This is a genomic window from Mesorhizobium sp. WSM4837 (genome assembly GCF_055811435.1).
This window is the reverse complement of the sequence record NZ_JBVVQE010000026.1, coordinates 1-21,940: the sequence shown is the minus strand read 5'-3', so window position 1 is coordinate 21,940 and position 21,940 is coordinate 1. Positions and strand designations below refer to the sequence as shown.

23 protein-coding genes are annotated in these 21,940 nt (G+C 64.1%); 14 read left to right on the top strand and 9 right to left on the bottom strand.

The window, feature by feature from the left end; translation table 11 throughout:
- The first annotated feature begins 104 nt into the window (after nucleotides 1-104).
- The 4 genes from ligA to AC0L3D_RS17040 all read left to right on the top strand — a co-directional run bounded on the left by ligA (nucleotide 105) and on the right by AC0L3D_RS17040 (nucleotide 4,198).
- A complete protein-coding gene (gene ligA, locus AC0L3D_RS17055; protein WP_473628203.1) occupies nucleotides 105-2,255 on the top strand; it encodes an NAD-dependent DNA ligase LigA in 2,151 nt (716 codons plus the stop codon).
- Nucleotides 2,255-2,947: a DUF2461 domain-containing protein gene (locus AC0L3D_RS17050; RefSeq protein WP_473628243.1), complete on the top strand. Its 693-nt coding sequence runs from the start codon at nucleotides 2,255-2,257 to the stop codon at nucleotides 2,945-2,947. The genes ligA and AC0L3D_RS17050 overlap by 1 nt, the downstream gene beginning before the upstream one ends.
- A gap of 229 nt (nucleotides 2,948-3,176) precedes the next feature.
- Nucleotides 3,177-3,905 (top strand): AzlC family ABC transporter permease, encoded by a 729-nt coding sequence (locus AC0L3D_RS17045; protein WP_128167158.1) that lies wholly within the window; start codon nucleotides 3,177-3,179, stop codon nucleotides 3,903-3,905.
- Nucleotides 3,902-4,198: an AzlD family protein gene (locus AC0L3D_RS17040; RefSeq protein ID WP_473628201.1), complete on the top strand. Its 297-nt coding sequence runs from the start codon at nucleotides 3,902-3,904 to the stop codon at nucleotides 4,196-4,198. Before AC0L3D_RS17045 ends, AC0L3D_RS17040 begins: the two co-directional genes overlap by 4 nt.
- A gap of 24 nt (nucleotides 4,199-4,222) precedes the next feature.
- On the opposite strand, the gene AC0L3D_RS17035 is transcribed toward AC0L3D_RS17040, so the two are convergent.
- The 3 genes from AC0L3D_RS17035 to AC0L3D_RS17025 all read right to left on the bottom strand — a co-directional run bounded on the left by AC0L3D_RS17035 (nucleotide 4,223) and on the right by AC0L3D_RS17025 (nucleotide 7,553).
- Complete coding sequence (locus AC0L3D_RS17035) at nucleotides 4,223-4,954, bottom strand: DUF1501 domain-containing protein (protein ID WP_473628199.1); 732 nt, start codon at nucleotides 4,952-4,954, stop codon at nucleotides 4,223-4,225.
- A gap of 34 nt (nucleotides 4,955-4,988) precedes the next feature.
- Nucleotides 4,989-5,507 carry an RNA polymerase sigma factor gene (locus AC0L3D_RS17030; RefSeq protein ID WP_473628198.1) on the bottom strand — a complete coding sequence of 173 codons (519 nt, stop codon included), beginning with the start codon at nucleotides 5,505-5,507 and terminating at the stop codon, nucleotides 4,989-4,991.
- 198 nt (nucleotides 5,508-5,705) lie between these two features.
- Nucleotides 5,706-7,553, bottom strand: a complete 1,848-nt coding sequence (locus AC0L3D_RS17025; RefSeq protein ID WP_473628196.1) for an aminopeptidase P family protein — start codon at nucleotides 7,551-7,553, stop codon at nucleotides 5,706-5,708.
- A 579-nt stretch (nucleotides 7,554-8,132) separates the two neighbouring features.
- Here AC0L3D_RS17025 and AC0L3D_RS17020 point away from each other — a divergent pair.
- Entirely contained in the window at nucleotides 8,133-8,318 is a 186-nt protein-coding gene (locus AC0L3D_RS17020) for a hypothetical protein (RefSeq protein WP_029351430.1), read from the top strand.
- 35 nt (nucleotides 8,319-8,353) lie between these two features.
- On the opposite strand, the gene AC0L3D_RS17015 is transcribed toward AC0L3D_RS17020, so the two are convergent.
- Together AC0L3D_RS17015 and AC0L3D_RS17010 are read right to left on the bottom strand one after the other, a co-directional pair.
- A complete protein-coding gene (locus tag AC0L3D_RS17015) occupies nucleotides 8,354-9,226 on the bottom strand; it encodes a 50S ribosomal protein L11 methyltransferase (protein WP_473628195.1) in 873 nt (290 codons plus the stop codon).
- A gap of 86 nt (nucleotides 9,227-9,312) precedes the next feature.
- The gene (locus AC0L3D_RS17010; protein ID WP_473628193.1) at nucleotides 9,313-9,891 is read right to left on the bottom strand and encodes an SCO family protein; all 579 of its coding nucleotides are present in this window, start codon (nucleotides 9,889-9,891) and stop codon (nucleotides 9,313-9,315) included.
- Between the two features lie 204 nt (nucleotides 9,892-10,095).
- Between AC0L3D_RS17010 and AC0L3D_RS17005 the strand changes: the two genes are divergently transcribed.
- From AC0L3D_RS17005 to AC0L3D_RS16995, 3 genes are all read left to right on the top strand, one after another.
- Nucleotides 10,096-10,614, top strand: a complete 519-nt coding sequence (locus tag AC0L3D_RS17005) for a CreA family protein (protein ID WP_473628192.1) — start codon at nucleotides 10,096-10,098, stop codon at nucleotides 10,612-10,614.
- Nucleotides 10,615-10,684: 70 nt separating this feature from the next.
- The gene (locus AC0L3D_RS17000) at nucleotides 10,685-11,326 is read left to right on the top strand and encodes an LbetaH domain-containing protein (RefSeq protein ID WP_473628191.1); all 642 of its coding nucleotides are present in this window, start codon (nucleotides 10,685-10,687) and stop codon (nucleotides 11,324-11,326) included.
- A gap of 74 nt (nucleotides 11,327-11,400) precedes the next feature.
- Complete coding sequence (locus AC0L3D_RS16995) at nucleotides 11,401-11,814, top strand: low affinity iron permease family protein (protein ID WP_473645144.1); 414 nt, start codon at nucleotides 11,401-11,403, stop codon at nucleotides 11,812-11,814.
- Between the two features lie 3 nt (nucleotides 11,815-11,817).
- Here the strand turns inward: AC0L3D_RS16995 and AC0L3D_RS16990 are convergent, their stop codons facing one another.
- Nucleotides 11,818-12,684, bottom strand: a complete 867-nt coding sequence (locus AC0L3D_RS16990; protein ID WP_287173478.1) for an SDR family NAD(P)-dependent oxidoreductase — start codon at nucleotides 12,682-12,684, stop codon at nucleotides 11,818-11,820.
- A 133-nt stretch (nucleotides 12,685-12,817) separates the two neighbouring features.
- Here AC0L3D_RS16990 and AC0L3D_RS16985 point away from each other — a divergent pair, with 133 nt between their 5' ends.
- On the top strand, nucleotides 12,818-13,099 hold the full coding sequence (locus AC0L3D_RS16985; protein WP_128167136.1) for a hypothetical protein: 282 nt from the start codon (nucleotides 12,818-12,820) through the stop codon (nucleotides 13,097-13,099).
- 7 nt (nucleotides 13,100-13,106) lie between these two features.
- Here AC0L3D_RS16985 and AC0L3D_RS16980 read toward each other — a convergent pair whose 3' ends face one another.
- Together AC0L3D_RS16980 and AC0L3D_RS16975 are read right to left on the bottom strand one after the other, a co-directional pair.
- The gene (locus AC0L3D_RS16980) at nucleotides 13,107-13,682 is read right to left on the bottom strand and encodes a TMEM175 family protein (protein ID WP_287173475.1); all 576 of its coding nucleotides are present in this window, start codon (nucleotides 13,680-13,682) and stop codon (nucleotides 13,107-13,109) included.
- Between the two features lie 68 nt (nucleotides 13,683-13,750).
- Nucleotides 13,751-14,776 (bottom strand): LacI family DNA-binding transcriptional regulator, encoded by a 1,026-nt coding sequence (locus AC0L3D_RS16975; protein WP_128167132.1) that lies wholly within the window; start codon nucleotides 14,774-14,776, stop codon nucleotides 13,751-13,753.
- A gap of 198 nt (nucleotides 14,777-14,974) precedes the next feature.
- On the opposite strand from AC0L3D_RS16975, the gene AC0L3D_RS16970 reads away from it, so the two are divergent.
- From AC0L3D_RS16970 to AC0L3D_RS16950, 5 genes are all read left to right on the top strand, one after another.
- On the top strand, nucleotides 14,975-16,003 hold the full coding sequence (locus AC0L3D_RS16970) for a Gfo/Idh/MocA family protein (protein ID WP_473645142.1): 1,029 nt from the start codon (nucleotides 14,975-14,977) through the stop codon (nucleotides 16,001-16,003).
- Nucleotides 16,004-16,005: 2 nt separating this feature from the next.
- Nucleotides 16,006-16,911: a sugar phosphate isomerase/epimerase family protein gene (locus tag AC0L3D_RS16965; RefSeq protein ID WP_473645140.1), complete on the top strand. Its 906-nt coding sequence runs from the start codon at nucleotides 16,006-16,008 to the stop codon at nucleotides 16,909-16,911.
- A 175-nt stretch (nucleotides 16,912-17,086) separates the two neighbouring features.
- A complete protein-coding gene (locus AC0L3D_RS16960) occupies nucleotides 17,087-18,100 on the top strand; it encodes a substrate-binding domain-containing protein (protein ID WP_473645138.1) in 1,014 nt (337 codons plus the stop codon).
- Between the two features lie 56 nt (nucleotides 18,101-18,156).
- Nucleotides 18,157-18,954, top strand: coding sequence for an ATP-binding cassette domain-containing protein (locus AC0L3D_RS16955; protein ID WP_077383235.1), 798 nt, complete (start codon nucleotides 18,157-18,159; stop codon nucleotides 18,952-18,954).
- Nucleotides 18,951-20,003 (top strand): ABC transporter permease, encoded by a 1,053-nt coding sequence (locus tag AC0L3D_RS16950; protein WP_128167121.1) that lies wholly within the window; start codon nucleotides 18,951-18,953, stop codon nucleotides 20,001-20,003. The genes AC0L3D_RS16955 and AC0L3D_RS16950 overlap by 4 nt, the downstream gene beginning before the upstream one ends.
- Before the next feature lie 9 nt (nucleotides 20,004-20,012).
- Here the strand turns inward: AC0L3D_RS16950 and AC0L3D_RS16945 are convergent.
- Nucleotides 20,013-21,940: ATP-dependent helicase (locus AC0L3D_RS16945; protein WP_473645136.1), on the bottom strand; the 1,928-nt coding region annotated here is incomplete at its 5' end.

Here is a 21,940-nt window from a genome sequence, read left to right as displayed (position 1 = left end):
ATTGTGGCGCGCCGCGCGTCCTTCGAACGCGCAAGGACGCTGTAGCAATTTGATTTCGCGCATGGCCCAGGAAATCGTTCCGGGTCAGCGTCGAGGAGCCGTGCATGCCCGAAAAACCAGTCGATTCACTCAGCGAAAGTGAAGCAGCCAGCGTGCTGAAGCGGTTGGCCGAGGAACTCGCCGCCCACGACCAGCGTTACCATGCCGAGGACGCGCCGACGATTTCGGACGCGGCCTACGATGCGCTGCGGCGGCGCAACCTTGCCATCGAGCAGCGGTTTCCTGCCCTTGTGCGCGAGGATTCGCCGTCACGCAAAGTCGGCGCGGCGGTGTCGGAGAAATTCCGCAAGATCGTCCATGCCATTCCGATGCTGTCGCTCGACAACGCTTTCGCCGATGCGGACGTGATCGATTTCGTCGGCCGCATCCGCCGTTTCCTCAGGCTCAGCGCCGACGCGCCGCTGGCGATGACTGCCGAGCCTAAGATCGACGGCCTGTCGCTGTCGCTGCGCTACGAGGCCGGACGGCTGGTGACGGCGGCAACGCGTGGCAACGGCCAGGTCGGCGAGGATGTGACGGCCAACGCCCGCACCATCGCCGAGATTCCCAACGTGCTCTCAGGCGATTTTCCCGATGTGCTGGAAGTGCGGGGCGAGGTCTATATGCGCCTCACCGACTTTGCCGAGCTCAATCGCCGCAATGCCGAGGCCGGAAAGCAGGTTTTTGCCAATCCGCGCAACTCGGCGGCAGGCTCCTTGCGCCAACTCGATACCTCGATCACAGCCAGCCGGCCGCTGCGGTTTTTCGCCTATACCTGGGGTGAGGTGAGCGCCATGCCCGCCGACACGCAGATGGGCATGGTGGCGGCGTTCGAGCGCTTTGGCTTCAGGATCAATCCGCTGATGAAGCTGTTCGACAGCGTCGAGGGATTGCTCGAGCAATACCGGCTGATCGAATCCAACCGGGCGACGCTCGGCTACGACATCGACGGTGTCGTCTACAAGGTGAACAGCCTCGAGCTGCAGCAGCGGCTGGGCTTCGTCTCGCGTTCGCCGCGCTGGGCGATCGCTCACAAATTCCCGGCCGAGAAGGCGACGACGATCCTGACCGGCATCGACATCCAGGTCGGCCGCACCGGCGCGCTGACGCCGGTGGCGCGGCTGGTGCCGGTGACGGTCGGCGGCGTCGTGGTGACCAACGCGACACTGCACAATGAGGACTACATCAAGGGCATCGGCAACAACGGCCAGCCGATCCGCGAAGGCCGCGACATTCGCATCGGCGACACGGTGAGCATCCAGCGTGCTGGCGATGTCATTCCGCAGGTCATCGACGTGGTCATGGAAAAGCGGCCGCCCGACAGTGTGCAATATGCCTTCCCAGTGCTTTGCCCGGCCTGCGGCAGCCACGCCGTGCGCGAGGAGGGGGAAGCAGTCAGGCGCTGCACTGGCGGATTGATCTGCCCCGCGCAGGCGGTGGAGCGTCTGCGCCATTTCGTCTCTCGGGGTGCTTTCGATATCGAGGGGCTCGGTGAGAAGCAGATCGAATTCTTCTTCCACGCCGAGGATCCGTCACTACGCATCTATTCACCGGCCGACATTTTTACGCTGAAGAAGCGGCAGGCAGCATCGCTGACCAAGCTCGAGAACGTTGACGGTTTCGGCGCGACCTCGGTACGCAAGCTGTTCGCGGCAATCGACGATCGGCGGCAGGTCGAGTTCTCGCGATTCCTCTATGCGCTCGGCATCCGCCACATCGGCGAGACCAATGCCAAGCGGCTGGCCCGCCATTTCCTTTCCTTTGCCGCTTTCCGCGAAACCGGGCAAAGCGCCGTCATGCCGGCCGGCAAGGGTGACCCTGGCAACGCTGCCTGGCAGGAGTTGAACGGCATCAACGGCATCGGCTCGATCGTTGCCGAGGCGGTGGTCGATTTCTTCGCTGAAGACCATAACCGGCAGGCGCTCGATGCATTGCTGGCGGAAGTAACAGTGCTCGACGAGGAGCCGGTCGGTGGCGTGTCGTCGCCGGTCTCCGGCAAGACGGTGGTCTTCACCGGCGCGCTGGAAAAGATGTCGCGCGACGAGGCCAAGGCAATGGCCGAAAAGCTCGGCGCCAAGGTCGCCGGCTCGGTGTCGAAGAAGACCGATCTCGTCGTTGCCGGCCCAGGTGCTGGCTCCAAGCTCAAGCTTGCCACCGAACTCGACATCGAGGTGATCGACGAAGACGCTTGGTTGGCGCGGATCGGCAAGGCGTGATGGAAGGCGCGTTCACCGGTTTCGGCCAAAAGGCAATTCCCTTCCTCAAGGCGCTCGATTTTCACCAGAGCCGGGAGTGGTTTCTGGAAAACCGCGACCTCTTCGAAAGCGAGCTGCGCGACCCCTTCGGCGATCTGGTCGAAACGCTCTCCGAGCGCTTCGCGGCAGCGGGGCTGGGCTTGCGCGGCGATCGCAAGAAGTCGCTGTTCCGGATCAATCGCGACGTGCGCTTCGCCAAGGACAAGCGGCCCTACAACCGGCATCTGTCGGCAATCCTCTCGCCTGATGGCACCAAGATGGAACAGGGCGTGTTCTTCATCCATATCGGGCTTGAGCGCTGCTTTGCCGGCGTTGCCTGGTGGCAGCCGGGGCCGGCGCTGCTGCTGGCGATGCGCCAGGCCATCGCGGCGCGGCCGGGTGAATTCCGGGCGCTGATCGAGGCGCTGAAGCAAAACCGCCTCGAACTCGATGCGGAAGGCTGCATGAAGCGCGCGCCACGCGGCTTCGAGCATGTCACGGCGGCCGATCTCGCGGCGGCCATCCGCAACCGGCATTTCGCCGTCCGGCACGAAGTCGACCCTGCGGGAATCCACTGGCCGGCGCTGGTCGACGAGCTGGTCGATTTCGCCTTGCGGGCCAAGCCGTTGCTCGACTGGGGCAGGGCGATCGAAGCCAAGGTCCCGGTGGACTGAGCACTGGCCGAAACGCGCACGCCTGAACCTGCGACGAGGATCACTTCCGCTGATCGTCGGCTCAAGCGAATTGGTGTGACAAGGCTGACAGCGCTCCCTACATACCAGCTTTCCCCCGCATCGGCCCGAAAATCGGGATCGATTTTCGGATGGCCCGACGCGTGGATTCAAAGTGTTAGAGCGTCCTTTGATCGTCCAAAAGGACGAGCGGTGCTCCGAGGAGTGGCTGATGTCGGCGGAAGCAATCTCCGAAAACCGCGCAAAAAGCGATTTCTGGCAAGGCGTGCGGCTCAGCATGCCCGTCGTGGTGGCGGCGGCGCCGTTTGGACTGCTGTTCGGGGCGCTCGCCGTAGACAACGGATTTTCGGTGCTTGAAGCCTTGCTGATGAGCGCCATGGTTTTCGGCGGCGCCAGCCAGATGGTCGGCATCGAATTGTTCGGGCAGCATGTCGCGCCATGGCTGATCGTGCTGTCGATCTTCGCCGTGAATTTCCGCCATGTGCTTTACTCCGCGGGCATCGGCCGGCGCATCGCGCACTGGCCGCCGGTGCAGCAGGCGGTCGGCTATTTCCTGCTCACCGATCCGCAGTTCGCCGTGGCCGAGCGCAAGGCGGAGGCTGGCGAGACGGTCGGCTTCGCCTGGTATATGGGGCTTGGCCTGCCGGTCTATGTGTTCTGGGTGACCGAAAGCGCGCTTGGCGCGGTATTCGGCAGGCTTATTCCCGATACCCATGCGCTGGGCATCGATTTTCTGCTGCCGATCTATTTCCTCGGACTGGTCATGGGCTTTCGCAAACGGCCACTGTGGCTGCCGGTGGTCGTCGCCAGTGCTGCTGCCTCCATCATCGCCTACAAGACGGTGGGCTCGCCCTGGCACGTCTCGATTGGCGCCGTGGCCGGCGTGCTGCTCGCGGTCATCCTGCCGCCGCGCCACAGCGGCGTGGAGGCGCGGCCATGAGCACGACCTTGTGGATCATCACCGCCGGCGCGATCGCGACCTATCTGACCCGCATCGGCGGCCATCTGGTGATCTCGCGCTTCGAAAACATCCATCCGCGCGTCGAGGCCGGGCTGAACGCTGTGCCTGCCGCAGTGCTGACGACGCTGGTGGCGCCGGCAGCACTTGGCGGCGGGCCGGCGGAATGGGCGGCATTGATCGTCGCCGGGCTGGTCTCGCTGCGCAGCGGGCTTATGGCGATGTTTTTGGCCGGCGCCGTCGTGCTGGTGCTGGCCCGGCAGTTCGTCGGGTAACCGGACCGGCTGAGTACGCCAGTCCTATTTCCGCACGATGTTGGAGATCGCGGGATCGAATCGACCTCCTGCAAAGAGCCTGTGCATCGTCTCTTGCGGATCGAGATCAAACGTTTCGGCTGATGTCACCGCAATCAGCGCGTCGAGGTCGAGCGTCGGGGCGAGGTCGCGTCCTTGGTAGAGTGCACCGGTAGACAGTCCCGGCCAGTCGGCCAGCACCCGCCCGCCATTCACCGCTCCGCCAGCGATCATCGCAGCCGATGCCGTACCGTGGTCGGTGCCGCCAGTGCCGTTGACGGCGACAGTGCGGCCGAACTCGGTGGCGACCAGCACGGTCGTATCCTTCCAGATATCGCTGAGGCCAACGTGCAACCCATCGATGAGCGCGTCGAGCGCTCTGAGCTGGTTGGCCAGCCTGGCTTGCTGGCCGCTATGGGTGTCCCAGCCGCTGGTTTCGATCATGGCAACGCGCGGTCCGCCGGCCTTGGCGAGGAAGCCCGCGGCGGTGCGGCCGACGCTCGCTGCGTCCTTGCGCTGCGCGTTCACCGCGCCCAACGCCCGTGTCTCCATCGCGCTGCTCGACAGCGCATGCAGCTGTTCGTCGGCGTCATAGAGCTTGCCGACGCGCGTCATCAGGTCGTCCGGCGCCTCTGGCAGGGCGGACGGCGCATAGGAGGTGACGTCTGCCTGGCCTCGCAGCGCCAGCGGGATGGTCGGTGCAAAAGCGATTGCTTCGCCGCGAGACTTCGGCAGCATGCCGACCAGCCGGTTCAGCCAACCGTGCTTGCGCTCATAGGGCGAGCTGCCGCCGCGCCCGCGACAACAGGCTTTCCAATGCCTCGATGCTGATGCCCATGACCTCTGCCGCATCGCCGTTCGAAAGCTCCTGATAATACTGCAGCACGATCGCCTCGCGCTGGCGCTCCGGCAGCTCGGCCAGCGCGCGCCGCACCTGGTGCTGATCGTCGGCCGCGAGCATATCCGCTTCCACGCCCGGGCGTTCGTCGGGGCGATCGGGAAGTTCCGCCACCGGCGTCTCCCGCCGCCTGCGCAGCCGGTCGTAGCAGAGATTGAGTGCGACGCGATGCAGCCAGGTGTCGAACTTCGCCTCGCCGGCGCGCCAGCCCGGAGCCGCCCGCCAGATGCGCAAGAACGTCTCCTGCGCGACATCCTCGGCCTCGCCGCGGTCGCCCAGCATTCGCGTGGCGAGACGGATCAGCCGCGGCAGCTTGCGCTCGACCATGGCTTCCACCGCAGCCGCATTGTTCTGAGCGATCAGCGCCAGCAGCCGCTCGTCGGTTTCGCCCACGCTCTGCCTTCTCGTTCCACCACGCCAGACCTTGTGCCGAGACGACCGTCATCCTGCACCCGCCATGTGTCTTCAACGAGTTTCGCGGCGAAATCCGTCGGCGACCCTTGGAGGTTAGAAGGCAGCGATAAGGCCGCAGGCCATTGCCTGCGGACCGGCATCCTGGGTCCCTAGCTGACCCACCGCCTTTCCGAAAAATCAGGACTTCTGGTCGTGCGGCAGCGGTGCGGTTGCCTTTTCCAGCCAGGCCAGCGTCTCGCCATCGAGCATCGGTCCGATCTCGGCCAGCACGCGCTGGTGGTATGTGTCGAGCCAATGCAGCTCGTCGCGCGTCAACAGGTCGGATCGCACCAGCCTGGTGTCGATCGGCGCCAGCGTCAGCGTCTCGAAGCCATGCACAGCGATGTCGCCGCCCTCTATCGGCTCGGCCGGCGTCACCAGTATGAGATTCTCGATGCGAATGCCGTAAGAACCCTCCTTGTAGTAGCCCGGCTCGTTGGAGACGATCATGCCTGCCAGCAGCTTTTCGGTGCCGGTCCTGGCGATGCGCTGCGGGCCCTCGTGCACGGCCAGATAGGAGCCGACGCCATGGCCGGTGCCATGGGCGAAATCGCAACCGTGTTTCCACAGGGCAAGGCGCGCCACGGCGTCGATCTCGGAGCCGCGCGTGCCCGGGGGAAAGCGCAGCATGGAAATGCCGATCATGCCCTTCAGCACCAGCGTGAAGCGTTCGCGCATTTCCTCGGTCGGTGTGCCGATCGGTACGGTGCGGGTGATGTCGGTGGTGCCGTCCTGATACTGCCCGCCCGAATCGAGCAGGAACAGTTCGCCAGACTGAAGCTTTCGGCTGGTGGCGCGGGAAACGCGGTAGTGCATGATGGCGCCGTTCGGGCCGGCGCCGGCGATGGTGTCGAAGGACACGTCGCGCAGCGGCATCTGTGTTTCCTCGCCGGTGCTGCGGCGGCACTCCTCGAGCTTGGTGACGACCGCGATCTCGTCGAGCTTGCCCGGTTCCTGGCGGTCGAGCCAGCAAAGCAGCTTGGCAACGGCGGCGCCATCGCGGCGGTGCGCGGCACGGGCGCCGCTGATCTCGGCCTGGTTTTTCGTCGCGCGCGGAATGCGGGCAGGGTCGGGTGCGGTGATGACGGTGCCGCCATTGTCCTCGACCAGCATTCTCAGTCTCTCCGCCGCCAGCACCGGATCCAGCGCGATCTTCGCGCCGCCCTTGGCCAGGGCTGCGATAGCAGCTTCGAATTCACCGGGTTCGTGCAATTCGGCGAGCTGCGTCAGATAGGCCGCGACGGTGCGTGAAAACTTACGCTGGTCCATGAAAAGCAGGTGCGATCGATCGGCGGCGAGCACGGCGAAGCCGAGCGCCAGCGGCGTGTGCGGCACATCGCCGCCGCGGATGTCGAAGGCCCAGGCGATGGAGGACGGGTCGGTCAGCACGGCATGGGTGGCGCCATCCTTGCCGATCGACTCGGCCAGCCGCGCCAGCTTGTCCTTGGCCAATTCGCCGGCAAAGCCGATAGGATGAAGCTCGACCGGCGCCAGCGGCGGTTCGGGCTGGTTCTCCCAAATGGCGTCGATCGGATTCCTCTCGAGCGGCACCAATGTCGCTCCCGATTTTTCGGCCGACGCTTTCAGCGCTTTCACGTCGCCGATCGTCTGCAGCCACGGGTCGAAGCCAAGCCGCACGCCCTTGCCGAGATTGTCCTTGATCCAGGCGGCGGGCGGATTGTCGACCAGGCTTTCGATCGAAAAGATGTCGAGATCGACCTCGTGGCGCACCTGCAGCGTGTAGCGGCCGTCGACGAACATGATGGCACGGTCGCCGAGCACGATGGCGGCGCCGGCCGAGCCGCTGAAGCCGGTCAGCCATTTCAGCCGCGCCGAGCGGTCGGCGACATATTCGCCCTGATGCTCGTCGGCACGAGGCACGATGAAGCCATCCAGCCCGTTGGCCGCCAGCCATTGACGCAGCAACGCCACACGTGGCTTGCCGACGGCGGGGTCGCCTGCGGAATCAAAGGTCTGGAACATCATGGCCTCTCCTCGGATGCTGGATGTGAGCGGCGGACTTTCAAGTCGAACCGTGCCGCCGCTCACATCTAGCCTTTTGTTTGAGCATCGGGTTTTCCCAAACCGGTTTCCACTTTTGGGCCCGATGCTTTGGCGCGACCGTAGCGCATGACCCCGGAAATCGGAATCGACTTTTGCTACGCCAGGCGCTCCAGCAGGGCAATCGCTTCAGGTCTGCGCTGCCCTCATCTGCCTGCCGGCATCTTCTCCCCGTATAGTGACGGGGAGAAGGGGCTGACCGCAACCTCGGCATCCTTTCCGCAACCTGGAGATTGGCGAAATCGTTCGCGAAGGCGTTTTTCTCCCCGTCACTATACGGGGAGAAATGCCCGGCAGGGCAATGAGGGGCAGCGCCGACATCGACGGTGGTCATTCTACGTGAGCTGGGAGGCCCTCTTTTGCCTGCAGTGATTGCCCTGTTCGGTCCAGCATCGCTTTTGCGCATGGACGCCATGCAGAATCAGCGATTTAAAAAAAGGTCAGCAGAGCTTACCTTTTTTGGCGTGGAGGAACGAGTCTTACTGCCCTGCAAAGGAGACCATCATGTCCACGATTTCAGCCAGACGCGGATTTTTCAGAAGCGCCGTGAACGCTCTCATCGAAGCGCGCCAGCGCGAAGCGAGCCGCTATGTGAGCGGCGTTCTGCTTGGCTTTGACGACGAAACGCTGAAAGCGAACGGCTACGATCGCGAAGAACTGAAGAAGGCGGCAAGGTCGCGCTATGTCTGAGCGAATTTGCGGCGTGCAATTGAAGGCGCTGCGCGTCACCGCTTGAGGTGGATCGTCACCCAGCCTTCGCGATGCAACGTCCTGACATGGCGGAACTGCTGGCCGACATAGGCGGAGATCACCGCGTCGCGCTGCCGGTCGAGGATGCCCGACAGCACGATCGAGCCGCCCAAACCGACATGCCTGGCCATTTCGGGCGCCAGCCGCATCAGCGGCCGCGCCAGTATATTGGCGACGATGAGGCCAAAAGGGCCGCGCGCGGCAAAAATCGGATGGTGGAAGCCCGGCGCCGTCACCGTCTCCACCAGCGCCTTGACGTGATTGAGCCGCGCGTTGGCGGCGGCGACTTTTGTGGCGACCGGATCGATGTCGGTCGCCAGCACCGGAATATGGGCGAGCTTGGCCAGCGCGATGGCCAGCACCGCGCTGCCGGTGCCGAGGTCGAGCGCGTTGCGCGGGCGTTCGCGCCGCACGACCTGTTCCAGAATTTCGAGGCAGCCGGCGGTGGTGCCGTGATGGCCGGTTCCAAAGGCGAGGCCCGCTTCGATCTCGATGGCGAGCTCGCCGCTGTGGCGCTTCCTGCGGTCATGCGCGCCGTGGACGAAGAAACGGCCGGCGCGCACCGGCTTCAGTCCCTCCAGCGAACGCGTCACCCAGTCGATATCAGGCACGGGCTCGCGCGCAATCGGCCTCGACAGGGCCAGCCCGGCAAGGATCTCCTTCAAGCGCGCCTCGACGGCATCGACATCGCCGTCGGCATAGAGTGACACTTCGTGGATGTCGCGGTCCTCGTCGACTTCGACCAAGCCAATCGGCAGGCCCTCATCTTCGAATGCCGCTTCGAACGCCGCGAAGATACGGTCGGCCTCGATCTTTCCAGTGCTGAAATAAAGCCGCGTTTGGGTCATCAAACGATTTTCTTTGTGCGCATGATCTTATCCGAAATCCGGTTCCCACTGTTCGCTGGTGCGGAGCTTCGGTTCGGGATCATGCACTAGCCTGCCGCCGCCAGCCGCTTGAGCTTGGCGATGGCGGTGTCGGGGCTTTCGCCATAAGCGATGGTGCCGGCGAAATCGCCCCTGGCGTTGAGCAGCAGCACCGAAGCGGTGTGGTCCATCGTGTAGTCGCCGTCGCCGGTATCGACCTTTTTCGAATAGATGCCGAAGGATTTGGCCATGGCGCGGACCTTGTCCGGGTCGCCGGTGATGCCGAGGATGCGGTCGGAGAAGTTGCTGATATAGGCGTTCATGATTTCGGGCGTGTCGCGCTCCGGGTCGACCGTCACGAAATAGGCGCGCAGGTTCTTGCCATCATCACCCATCGTCTTCAGCCAGCCGGCCAGTTCGAACAGCGTGGTCGGGCAGACTTCCGGGCAGTGGGTGAAGCCGAAGAAGACGACGCTGGGGTGGCCGCGAAAGGCCGCCTCGGTGATCGGAGCGCCCTTCTGGTCGACCAGCGTGAACGGCGCGCCGAACGGCTCGCCGCCATAATGCCCACGGTACCACTCGAAGGTGAGCCAGCCGATGCCCGCCGCCATCAGGATGAGAATGCCGACCAGTATTGAACGCATCATCAAATGGCTGTCCGTCGCGATTTTCATCGGCGCCGTATCGGCGCCTTTGGAGCTTGTTGGGCGAACACTCTTAACGGTTTGATCTCGCTCGCGCAAAGATGTCGCGTTGCCGCAACCGGCTTTCCCTTAAAAAATGATCCGCTTGCAAAGTGCCGCCGCCCGTCCCACCTGAGGTCGGCAAAACTCGAACCGCAGGAGGCTTTGTTGCAACGACTGATTGGGCAGGGACTGATTGGGCGAAAACTGATCGGCGGCGCTTTGGCCGCGTGCCTTGTCGTCGGCGCTGGTGCGGCTGTCGCCCAGGAGGTCGGCAAGGTCGGCGTCGACTGGCTAGGCAACGACATCATCGTCGAGGCGATCAAGGACCCGAAGGTCGAAGGCGTGACCTGCCACGTCTCCTATTTCGACCGTGGCGTGATCGATCGCCTGCAAAAGGGCAACTGGTTCGAGGACCCATCCGATTCCTCGATCGCCTGCCGCCAAACCGGGCCGATCACAATCGGCGACATCGACATGAGCGATGCCGGCGAGGAGGTGTTCAAGCAAGGCATCAGTCTGATCTGGAAGAAACAGGTGGTGAACCGCATCTACGATAAAGCCAACGAGACCCTGATCTATCTGTCGCATTCGCGCCAGGTGCAGGACGGTTCTGCGAAAATGTCGGTCACCACGGTCCCGCTCTATGGCCAGAACGTGGTGTGGACCAACGGCAAGCCGAAATAGGCTCTGGAAACAGGTGACGGACGATTGCTCCCGCTTGCGGGACCAATCGCTCGGGCGTAAAGCCGCCGGCATGGACCGTCCCGAAAATCTTGTCCTGAAAGACCCCAAGCCGCGCATCCATCCGACCGCGGAATTGAAGGCATGCAAGCTTGGGCGCTACGCTTCGATCGGCGAGCGGGTCATCTTGCGCGAAGTCATAGTCGGTGACTTCTCCTATTTCGAGCGCCACGCCGAGGCGATCTACACGACAACAGGCAAGTTCTGCTCGATCGCCGCCAACAGCCGTATCAACGCGCTCGAGCACCCGATCGAGCGGTTGACCCAGCACAAGGTCAGCTATCGGCCAAACGAGTATTTTCGCTGGCTCGGCGTCGACGCGGCGTTCCGCGAGCGGCGGCGGGCGACGTCCGTCACCATCGGCCACGACGTCTGGATCGGCCATGGCGCGGTGATCATGCCCGATGTGACCATCGGCAATGGCGCGATCATCGGCGCCAATGCGGTGGTGACGCGCGATGTACCTGCCTATGCGATCGTCGCCGGCGTTCCGGCCAACCCGCTGCGCCAGCGTTTTGCCGAGAAAACCGCTGCGCGGATTGAAAGCCTCGGCTGGTGGGACTGGTCGGTCGAAAAACTCGCCAGGGCCATTCCCGACATGCAGGCGCTTTCCATCGAGGCCTTCCTCGACCGCTGGGAGCGCGAAATCCCTTGATCCTTGCGGGTCTGTGAACGGCTGCGTCGGTGAAAGGAGGGAACCAGGAGCGGATGCTGGTTGTTTCTCCTGCCATGATAGAGAAGCTTTTCACCAGGATCGCCAATTATGTGGCGCATCTAGCCGGTCTGCCGTCGACATTCGCCGTCTGTTTCCTGATCATTGTTGCGTGGGGGGCAAGCGGACCGATGTTCGGGTTTTCCGATACATGGCAGCTCATCATCAACACCGGCACGACGATCGTCACCTTCCTGATGGTGTTCCTCATCCAGAACACCCAGAACCGCGACGGCACGGCGATTCAAACGAAACTCGACGAGTTGATCCGGGTCGGCAAAGCTCACAATACCTTTATCGGCATCGAGCACCTGACCGAATCCGAGGTCGAGGAGATTCGCAAAAAATGTGAACAGGCGGCGAAACGGCATGATACGGCGGGCATGAAAGCCACTGCACAAAAGCGCGGCTCGAAGACGCATGCGGCGTGAGCGTCAGCTTTCCATGAACGCCGCGAAAGCGTCCTTGTGGTCCGGGTGCCAGCGCGACAGAGCAGGGCGATTTTCGATGATGTCGCCGATCGCCCAGGCCATGCGCTTTTCGTCCATAGGCCGCGTCGCCTCGTTGTCGGGGCACAGGATGTAGAAGTCGCCACGCACCAGCGCGGCCAGCATGAAGTCGATCACCTGCTCGCCGGTCCAGGCGCCGGCGGGCTTTTCGGTTGCACCCTCGGTCAGGCCGGTAAAAGTGAACCCCGGAATGAGCAGATGCGCAGCAATCTTTCCGCCGGGCTCGTTGCGCAGCGCATGCGCCAAGCCTTCGGTAAAGCTCTTCACGCCCGATTTGGAGACGTTGTAGGCAAGGTTGCCGGGCGGCGTGGTGATGCCTTGCTTGGAGCCGGTGTTGACGATCAGGCCCGGTTTTCCTGCAGCCAGCATGCGTGGCACGAAGGCCTCGACGCCATGGACGACGCCCCAGAAATTGATGTCCAGCAGCCGCTTCCAGGCGTCGCGGTTCTCCCAGGGTTTGCCGGGATTGTTGCCGACGCCGGCATTGTTCATCAACAGCGACACGCCGCCGAAGGCATCGAATGCCTTTTCGGCCAGCCGGTCGACTTCGTCGGCTTTCGAGACGTCGGTGGCGACCGCGAGTACCGCGCTGTCGCCGGCAATCGTTGCAACGGCGCCGGCAGCCTCGTCGAGCCGCGCGCCGCCGATGTCGGCAAGCACGATTTTCAGGCCCATTGCCGCCAGCCGCCTGGCCGCGGCAAGGCCGATGCCGCTGGCGCCGCCGGTGATGACGGCAACGTTGCCGGAGCCAAGGGCAGGCAAAGCGCTCTGGATTTCGGCGTCGGTGGTCATCGATCGTGTCCTCGTTCAGGTTGCGCCGAACTTAACGCGGCGACAGGCTCGCGCAAGCCCGTTTGGGCGTCCTTGGGTTGACCACATCGGCAGGCGCTGCGCATGCTGTCCGCGGTAAGAAGGAGATTACCGATTGACCGACTGGATCGAGATCCTGAAAGAACAGACCGCCACCGGCGACCAGATGAGCCGTGAGGTGCCGCAAATGCTTGCCAATCCCGACATCAGCGAAGCGCAAGTGAGAACGCTGTTTTCGGCGCTCGAAAAGCAGGCGGAGTTCGTCGAGAAGCTGCGCATGGCGCTGGAAAAATTCGGCCATGATTTTTCGGTGATCAAGGCGGCCGAGCGGCTGGAGGAGCGCTATGCCGACCTTGCGGCCTCGGTGGCGGAAAAGCTGAAGGCGATGCGGGGATAGGGCGGACCTATTTTTCGATCTGCCTTTCGAAACGCTTGTCCGGCACGAACCAGATCATGGCAACCAGCACATAGAGCGCGACGCTGATCCATTGATTGACTGACGTCAGTGGAATGGCGGCGATGTAGAGGACCACCGAGATCTTTTCCTTGCGATCGGTGCCTGCCGCTCTGGCGAAGGCAGTGTCGTTGCCATGCAGCCGGTGCAGGAGGACGACCAGAATGAAGTAGGCGGCCGCGCAAAGCGCCAGGACAACACCGTAAACGGCCACAGGCACCGGCGCGAAATGGTTTTCACCCATGAAGGCCGTGGTCACGGGCATCAGCGACAGCCAGAACAGCAGATGCAAATTCGCCCACAGCACGCGGCCATCGACCCGCTGCACGGTGTGGAACATGTTGTGCAGATTGTTCCAGTAGATGCCGACATAGATGAAGGACAGCACGTAGCTGAGAAAGGTGGGCCATAGCGGTGCCAGCGCGGAAAAATCCGCGCTATGCGGCACCTTCAATTCCAGCACCATGATGGTAATGATGATGGCCATGACGCCATCGGAAAATGCCTCGACCCGTCCCTTGCCCATGGATTCTCCCCTGCTGCGCCTGACTCATCCTAGGCGATCGACGTGGCTGGAGGGAAGGCTGGCCATCATCAATCGCTGTCGCGCGCGATCAGTTCCAGCGGCCAGACCTCACGGATGATCCGCGCGCCTTCGGGGCCGGCGAAGGCCGGGATCGACGCCAGCAACATTTCGGCAAGCCGCCGTCCCATCGGCTCCAGGCGAGGGCGGAAGGCGGTCAGTGCCGGTGAAAAATAGCGGCAGAGCGGCGTGTCGACGATGACGATCACCGCAATGTCGTGGCCCGGCTTGATGCCCATCTCGGCCAGCGCCTTGCAGCCGCCGAGTGCCATCGCGTCATTGTTGAAGATGATGGCGGTCGGCGGGTCCTTGGAGCGCATGACCTGCGGCGTCACCGCGTCGCCGCCGGCTTCATTGATGAAGCCTTTCGCGATCAGCCCGGGGTCGACCTCGATGCCGTGCCGCCGCAAGGCCTTGCGATAGCCGGCCAGGAACAGATAGCCGAAATTGAGGTTGAGGGACGGGCGAATGGCGGCGATGCGGCGATGGCCGCGCGCCACCAGGCGGTCGACCGCGTCGGCCCCGGCTTTTTCGAAATCGAGGTCGAGCGACGGATAGGTCTTGCCGCCGGAGCGGCTGCGGCCGAGCGTCGCGAACGGGAATCCGACCCTGGTCAGGTAATCGATGCGCTCGTCCTCGCGACGCGTATAGGCCAGCACCACGGCGTCGGCCCGGCGCGTCTCGACCACCCGGCGCAGGCGCTCCTGCTGGTAGTCGCCCGGCGCGCCCATCACCACGATCAGATCGAGCCCGCTTTCGGCGAGTTTCGCCTGCAGCCCGGTCAGGAATGGAATGAAGAACGGCTCGCCATATTGCTGGTCGCCCGGGTGCGGCTGCAGCATGAAGGCGATCGAGTGGGTGGCGCCGCGACGCAGGCTGCGGCCGGACTGGTTCGGCGAATAGTTCAGCTTTGCCGCCGCATCGAGCACGCGCTGGCGGGTGTCGGCATTGACGTCGGCACGGCCGTTGAGCGCGCGCGACACGGTGCCGATCGAAATGTTCAGGTGACGCGCAAGGTCGTGGATGCTGGACGCCAAAGGACAGTTCTCCCCCTTGCCTGGCTATCATCGGCCGCTCTTCAGGCCAAGGTGATCTAGGTGATTTTCGCGAGCGGCCAATTGACATTCTACGCCTTCCGGTGTGTTCTCGTAAACGTTTACGGAAAAACGTTTACGGTCATGCCGTGAATGCCGTGACGATCGGTCTGGAGGGGCCGAGCGGAGGAGGAGCGCTGGATGATGAATGTCGTCCTGGTCGGCTGCGGAGCGATGAGCAAGCACTGGCTCGATGCGGCGAGGCAGATCGACGGGTTGGCTATTGTCGGCCTTGTCGACCTCGACGCCGACAGGGCGAAGGCAAGGGCGCGCGAATACGAGCTTGCCGGCGCCATTGCCGGGACCAATCTTGACGCCGTGCTCGACCAGACCAAGCCCGACGCTGTGTTCGACGTCGTGGTTCCGGCGGCTCGGCGCGATGTCGCGCTTTCGGCCTTTGCGCATCACTGTCACCTCCTGACGGAGAAGCCGCTGGCTGACAGCCCGGAGAACGCGCGCGCCATCGTCAAGGCAGCCCGACGCGCCAGGCGCGTGCACGCCGTCGTCCAGAACCGCCGCTATGTCGCCAACGTCAGGCGCATCAGGCGTTTTCTCGATTCCGGCGCCATCGGTGCGCCAACCAGCATCCACGCCGAATTCTTCGTCGCGCCGCATTTCGGCGGGTTTCGCGAGGAGATGCGCCATGTCCTGCTGCTCGACATGGCGATCCATACTTTCGACGCCGCCCGCTACATGGTCGGCGGCGCGCCGGCCAGCGTCTACTGCCAGGAATGGGAGCCGGTCAATTCCTGGTACCGGCAGGGATCGTCGGCCACCGCAATCTTCGAGCTCGGCCGCGGCAAGCTGTTCACCTATGCCGGCTCCTGGTGCGCCGACGGGTTCCGCACCAGTTGGGAGAGCACATGGCGCATCGTCGCCGAGCACGGCAGCCTGGTCTGGGACGGTGAGGATGGGCTGAGGGCGGAAGTCGCGCGGCCTATCCGTGAAGGCCTGTTCGATCGCACAGAGCCGCTCGCCGTGCCGCCGCTCGATCCCAATGACCGCATCGGCGGCCATCTCGGCATCATCCAGGATTTTGTTCGCGCCGTCGAAACCGGCAGCGAGCCGGAGACGCGCGGCGCCGACAACATCAAGAGCCTGGCCATGGTCTTTGCCGCGATCGAAAGCGCCGAAACCGGGCGCCGGGTCGCGATCGCACAGGAAGGGTGACGATGCCAAACCCGCTTCTCGACATCAGGATCGGCACCATGGTGCGGGCCAATCTCGATGACCCGGCCGCCTATATCAAGGCGATCCTGCCGCTCGGCTTCGAAAGCATCCAGCCCTTCTTCTGGCAGACGCTGGGCGGCAAGGATATTCCACGGCTGGCCGGCCAGATCCGCGAGGCGATCGGCGACGCCGACGTCGTCGTCTCCTCGCTCGGCGTCTTCGGCAATCCGCTGGAATGCGGCGATGTCGATCGCGGCGTGCTTGATGCCTGGGAAACGGCCATCGACCATGCGCATCTGTTCGGCACCGCGATGGTCAGCGGCTTCACCGGCCGCCTCCGCGGCAAGCCGCTGCCCGACAGCCTGCCGCGCTTCCGCGAGGTCTGGGGACCACTGGCCCGGCGCGCCGCCGACAAGGGCGTGCGCATCGCCTTCGAGAATTGCGCGATGGACGGCAACTGGGCCGATGGAGACTGGAACATCGCCCATAATCCGGACGCCTGGGAGCTGATGTTCAATGAATTGCCCGATGACAATCTCGGCCTGGAATGGGAGCCCTGCCACCAGCTCGTCTACCTGATCGATCCGATCCCGCAGATCCGCAAATGGGCGCCGCGCATTTTCCATGTCCACGGCAAGGACGCGACGGTGCGCTGGGACGTGATCCGCGAGCATGGCGTGTTCGGCCGGCTGCCGTTCGTGCAAATGCGCACGCCTGGCTTCGGCGACAGCGACTGGACGCGGGTGATCAGCGAATTGCGGCTGGCCGGATACAGGGGCGCCATCGACATCGAAGGCTGGCACGACCCGGTCTATCGCGGCGACCTTGAGATTACAGGGCAAGTTCGGGCGCTGGACTACCTCAAGCAATGCCGGGGAGGCGCGACGTATCTGCCGAACCCGGCGTGAGGCTAATGCATGTCGCGCAAAAGCATGCCCTCGGGCCTGACCCAAGGGTGTGCAGCGGTTTTGCGACAACGACATGCATCAAACAGGGAGCCGGCCAGCGAAGCATTGCGGCGAGAAGCCGAAGCATTCGTCGAAGACCCCTCGGCTTGCGAGGGAACAAAGGGAGGATAAGTGCATGAGCATCACGATGAGAAGGACAGTTCTGCGCTCGACCGTCATGGCGGCCGCCACGGCGCTCGCCGCCGCAATCTCCACCTTGCCTGCCCAGGCGCTCGATGCCCAGTGGTGCAAGGACGTCCACATCCGCTTCTTCGTCGGCGGCGCCGAGGGCGACGCCTTCGGCACCATCGTCTACAATGGCGCCAAGCAGGCCGAGGCCGATCTTGGGCCAAAGGTCGACTACATCTTCTCCCAGTGGGATGTCGAGAAGATGGTGCAGCAATTGCGCGAGGCCGTCGCGGTCAAGCCCGGCGGCATCGCCATGATGGGCCACCCGGGCGATGCTTCGATCATGCCGCTGGCCGAACAGGCGCACAAGGACGGCATCAGGATGATGTACCAGAACGTGCCGGTGCCGAAGGTCACGGCAGCGTTCGGCGGCGGCTATGTCGGCGCCCAGCAGGAAGAGCAGGGCCGCGCGCTCGGCGCCGAGGCGTTCAAGCTGGCCGGGCTCAAGGCCGGCGACAAGGCGATCATGATCGGCCCGTTCGAGAACGAGAGCCGCGGCGCGCGCGAGCGCGGCACGGTCGCCGCCCTGAAAGAGGCGGGCGTCGAGGTCATCCAGCTCTCCTCGCCGCCGAGCGGCGAATGGGCTTCCGACCCTAATCTGGCCATTCCGGTGATTACCGCAGCACTCCTAAACAATCCCGATGTCAAGGCGGTTGGCTATCCCGGCGGACAGATGCTGGGCAACGTCCCGACCTACATGCAGGCGGCGGGCAGGAAGGCTGGCGATATCTTCAATTTCGGCTTCGACACCAGCCCGCAGATCGTCGAGGGCTTCAAGGGCGGCTGGGTCCAACTGACGGCCGACCAGCAGCCGTTCCTGCAGGGTTATCTGCCGATCCTCAGCCTCTGCCAGCAGGTGGTGCTGGGCCTGGCGCCAACGAATGTCGACACCGGCGCCGGCTTCGTCACGCCTGACAATTACGAGATCGTCGCCGAACTCGCCAAGCAGGCGCTGCGCTGACCTTTTGACACGGCTGCCGGTCTTCCGACCGCAGCCGGAACCAAGTGAGGATCGCCATGGCAGAACGCCTTATAGAGCTGCGCGACATCAGCAAGTCCTACGGTCAGGTCTATGCGCTGGGTGGGGTCAATCTCAGCGTCGACCGCGGCGAGGTGGTCGGCCTGATCGGCGACAACGGCGCCGGCAAGTCGACGCTGATCAAGATCCTCTCCGGCGTGGTCAAACCGACCAGCGGCGAGATCCTCATCCGCGGCCAGCCGGTGACCGGCTGGAGCGCCGCGCGCTCGCGCGACGCCGGCATCGAGACGGTATTCCAGGACCGGGCGCTGGCCGTGCAGCAGACGATCGTGCGCAACATCTTCATGGGCCGCGAACTCACCGGCTTTCTCGGCTGGCTGAAGGTCAACAAGGAAATCGAGGAGGCGAGCCGGCTGATGCGCGAGATCGGCTTCACCTCGAAAGTGTTCACGCCGCAATCGATCGTCGGCCAGCTTTCCGGCGGCGAACGCCAGGGCGTGGCGATCGCCCGGGCAATCTACAAGCAGGCCGACCTGATCATCCTCGACGAGCCGACGACGGCGCTGTCGCTGACCGAGACCGCCAAGGTCTTCCATTTCGTGCGCCAGGTGCGGGCGAGCGGACGGTCGATCCTGTTCATCGGCCACAACATCCACCACGTCTTCGACATCGCCGATCGTTTCGTCGTGCTGGACCGCGGCAAGGTGGCGCTCACCGCCGACCGCAGCCAGGTCAAGTCGGCCGAAGACCTCATCAACTTCATGGAAGACGTCGCGCATCCGGGTGGATTGCCGGGACTGCACGACGCCGGCGACCCGGAGCAGAGAGCACGATGAGCAAGACGATGGAGCCCGATCTGCAAGAGCCGTCCGCAGGCATCTCCCGTCCCGGCAATCCCCGGAAAGAGTGGAAACACCCATCCGATCACTGGATGCGCGGCTTCATCCTCGACAACCGCGCCGCACTTGGCACGCTTGCGGTGTTCGTGGTGATGATGACGGTGTTCATGATCGCCAACCCGACCGTCTTCACCACCTGGTATCTCTACAGTTCCGTGCTCACCACGCTGCCGGTTGCGCTGTTCGTGGTGGTGCCGCTGGTCTTCGTCGTCACCTGCGGCGAGATCGACCTGTCGTTTCCGGCGACGATGGGTTTTGCCTCATGGGTGTTCGCGCTGGTCGTGCAGGCCGGCTACGACCCGTTTCTCGGTATTGCCGCCGCCATTGCAACGGGCACGTTGCTCGGCTTCCTTGTCGGGTCGCTGGTCGTCTATGGCGGGCTGTCGTCGCTGATCGCCACGCTCGGCATGAACTTCCTGCTGCGCGGCCTGATCCAGATCATCAACGAAGGCAGGTCGACGGCGCTGACCAGCCTTGCCGACAGCTGGGCCTACAAGATCTTCTCCAGCCAGCTTTACGGCATCCCGGTGCAGATCTTCTGGGCCATCGGCTTTGTCGTGCTGTCGGCGCTGCTCTACAACAGGCATCGTTTCGGCGCGCAGGTGAAGGTGGTCGGCGACAATCCCGACAGCGCCCAGCAGATGGGCATCGACGTCAAGCGCGTGCGGGTGAAAGTATTCGTCTTCGTCGGCATCGGGGCGGCGATCGCCGGCACCTTCTCGGTGATGATCAACTTCACTTGGTGGCCGACGGCTGGCGACGGCTATTTGCTGCCGGTGCTGGCATCGGTGTTCGTTGGCGGCACGCCGACCTGGGGCGGCGTCGGCACCGTGGTCGGCGGCGCCATCGGCGCCGTCACCGTGTCATTCATCCAGACCGGCGTCGTCGCGGCAGGCCTGAGCGGCTTCTATGTCCAGTTCTTCAACGGGCTGATCATCATCCTGTCGCTGCTCGGCCACAAATGGAACCAGGCGCGGTATCGGTGAGGGGGACGCTCACACCCCGGTGACAAACCCGTCCAGCACGCGTTTCTGGCCGGCCTTGTCGAAGTCGATGGTCAGCTTGTTGCCGTCGATGGCGGCAATGTTGCCGTTGCCGAATTTCTGGTGGAAGACGCGGTCGCCGACATTGAAGGGGGATGGCGTGTCGGCGACGGATTTGGCGACCAGCTCGCCGTCGATGGTGCGGCCCTTGATCGAGGTGCGGCCGGCACCATAGCCACTGTCGGTTTCGCCATAGCCGATGCGCTCGACCTGGTGGCCGGAACGCGAGCCCCAGTTGCGGTCGGTCGCCTCAGTGCGGTTCTGTTGCGCGCGCTGCCAGCCCGGCGTCGCATAGGTGCTGGAGAAGGCACCGGATTTCTCGGTGCCGCCGGTATTGCCGCCAACATTGTCGAAGCGCGAAGCGCCATAGGGGTTCTGCCTTCCTGCCCCTTGGCCGCCCCGTCCGGAGGCGAAGGAGCCGCCGCCGTAGGCATTGCCATAACCGCCATAGGAGTTGCCGCTCTCAGCGACCTCGACATGGGCTTCCGGCAATTCATAGAGGAAGCGCGACGCGATGGTCGATTGCCACAGGCCGTGGATGCGGCGGTTGGAGACGAACCATAAATGCAGGTTCTTCTTGGCGCGGGTCAGCCCGACATAGGCCAGCCGCCGTTCTTCCTCCAGCCCGGAGCGGCCGCCCTCGTCGAGCGCGCGCTGGTGTGGAAAAAGACCTTCCTCCCAGCCGGGCAGAAAAACCGTCTCGAATTCGAGGCCCTTGGCCGAATGCAGCGTCATGATGTTGACGGCGTCGAGGGACTCGCTTTTCTCTGCCTCCATCACCAGCGCGACATGTTCGAGGAACGAGCGCAGCGATTCGTACTCCTCCATGGAGCGGATCAGTTCCTTGAGGTTTTCCAGCCGGCCGGGAGCTTCCGCCGAGCGGTCGTTCTTCCACATGTCGGTGTAGCCGCTCTCCTCCAGGATGGTCTCGGCGAGCTCGGTATGCGGCGTGGTCTCCAGCGCCTTCTGCCAGCGCTCGAAATTTGCGGCGACTTCGCGCAGCGCGGCGCGCGGCTTCGGCTTCAGCTCGTCGCTCTCAGCGAGTTTTTCCGCAGCCTCCAGCATCGGGATGCGGAGCGCCCTGGCGGTGTCGTGGATCTGGCGGATGGTGGTTTCGCCCAACCCGCGCTTCGGCACGTTGACGATGCGCTCGAAGGCGAGGTCGTCGGCGCCTTGCGCGACGACGCGGAAGAAGGCCAGCGCATCGCGGATTTCGAGACGCTCGTAGAAGCGCGGGCCGCCAATGACGCGATAGTTGAGGCCGAGGGTGACGAAGCGGTCCTCGAACTCGCGCATCTGGAAGGACGCGCGGACAAGAATGGCCATGTCGTTGAGATTGTGCTTCTGCCGCTGGTAGGCCTCGATGGTTTCGCCGACGGCGCGGGCCTCTTCCTCGGAATCCCAGGCGGCATGAACATGGACCTTCTCGTCGTCCTCGGCGATCTTTTCGGTGAACAGCGTCTTGCCGAAGCGGCTTTCATTGTGGGCGATGAGGTGGGAGGCGGTGCCGAGGATGTGCGCGGTGGAGCGGTAGTTGCGCTCCAGCCGGATGATCGTGGCGCCGGGGAAATCCTTGTCGAAGCGCAGGATGTTGTCGACTTCGGCCCCGCGCCAGCCATAGATCGACTGGTCGTCGTCGCCGACGCAGCAGATGTTTATGGTGGCCGCGCGCGGGTTTCCGTCCCCCTTGAGGGGAGGGTGGCCGGGCAAAGCCCGGCCGGGTGGGGTCCGGGCGGCCGTGCTCGACGCTCTGGCAGTGCCTTCTGCGGCGGGGGCCCCCCCCCCCCCCCCGGCGGGCCCCCCCCCCCCCCCGCGGGGGGGGGGGGGGCGCGCGCCCCCCCCCCCCCCCCCCCCCCCCCCCCCCCCACAGCCCTTGATGC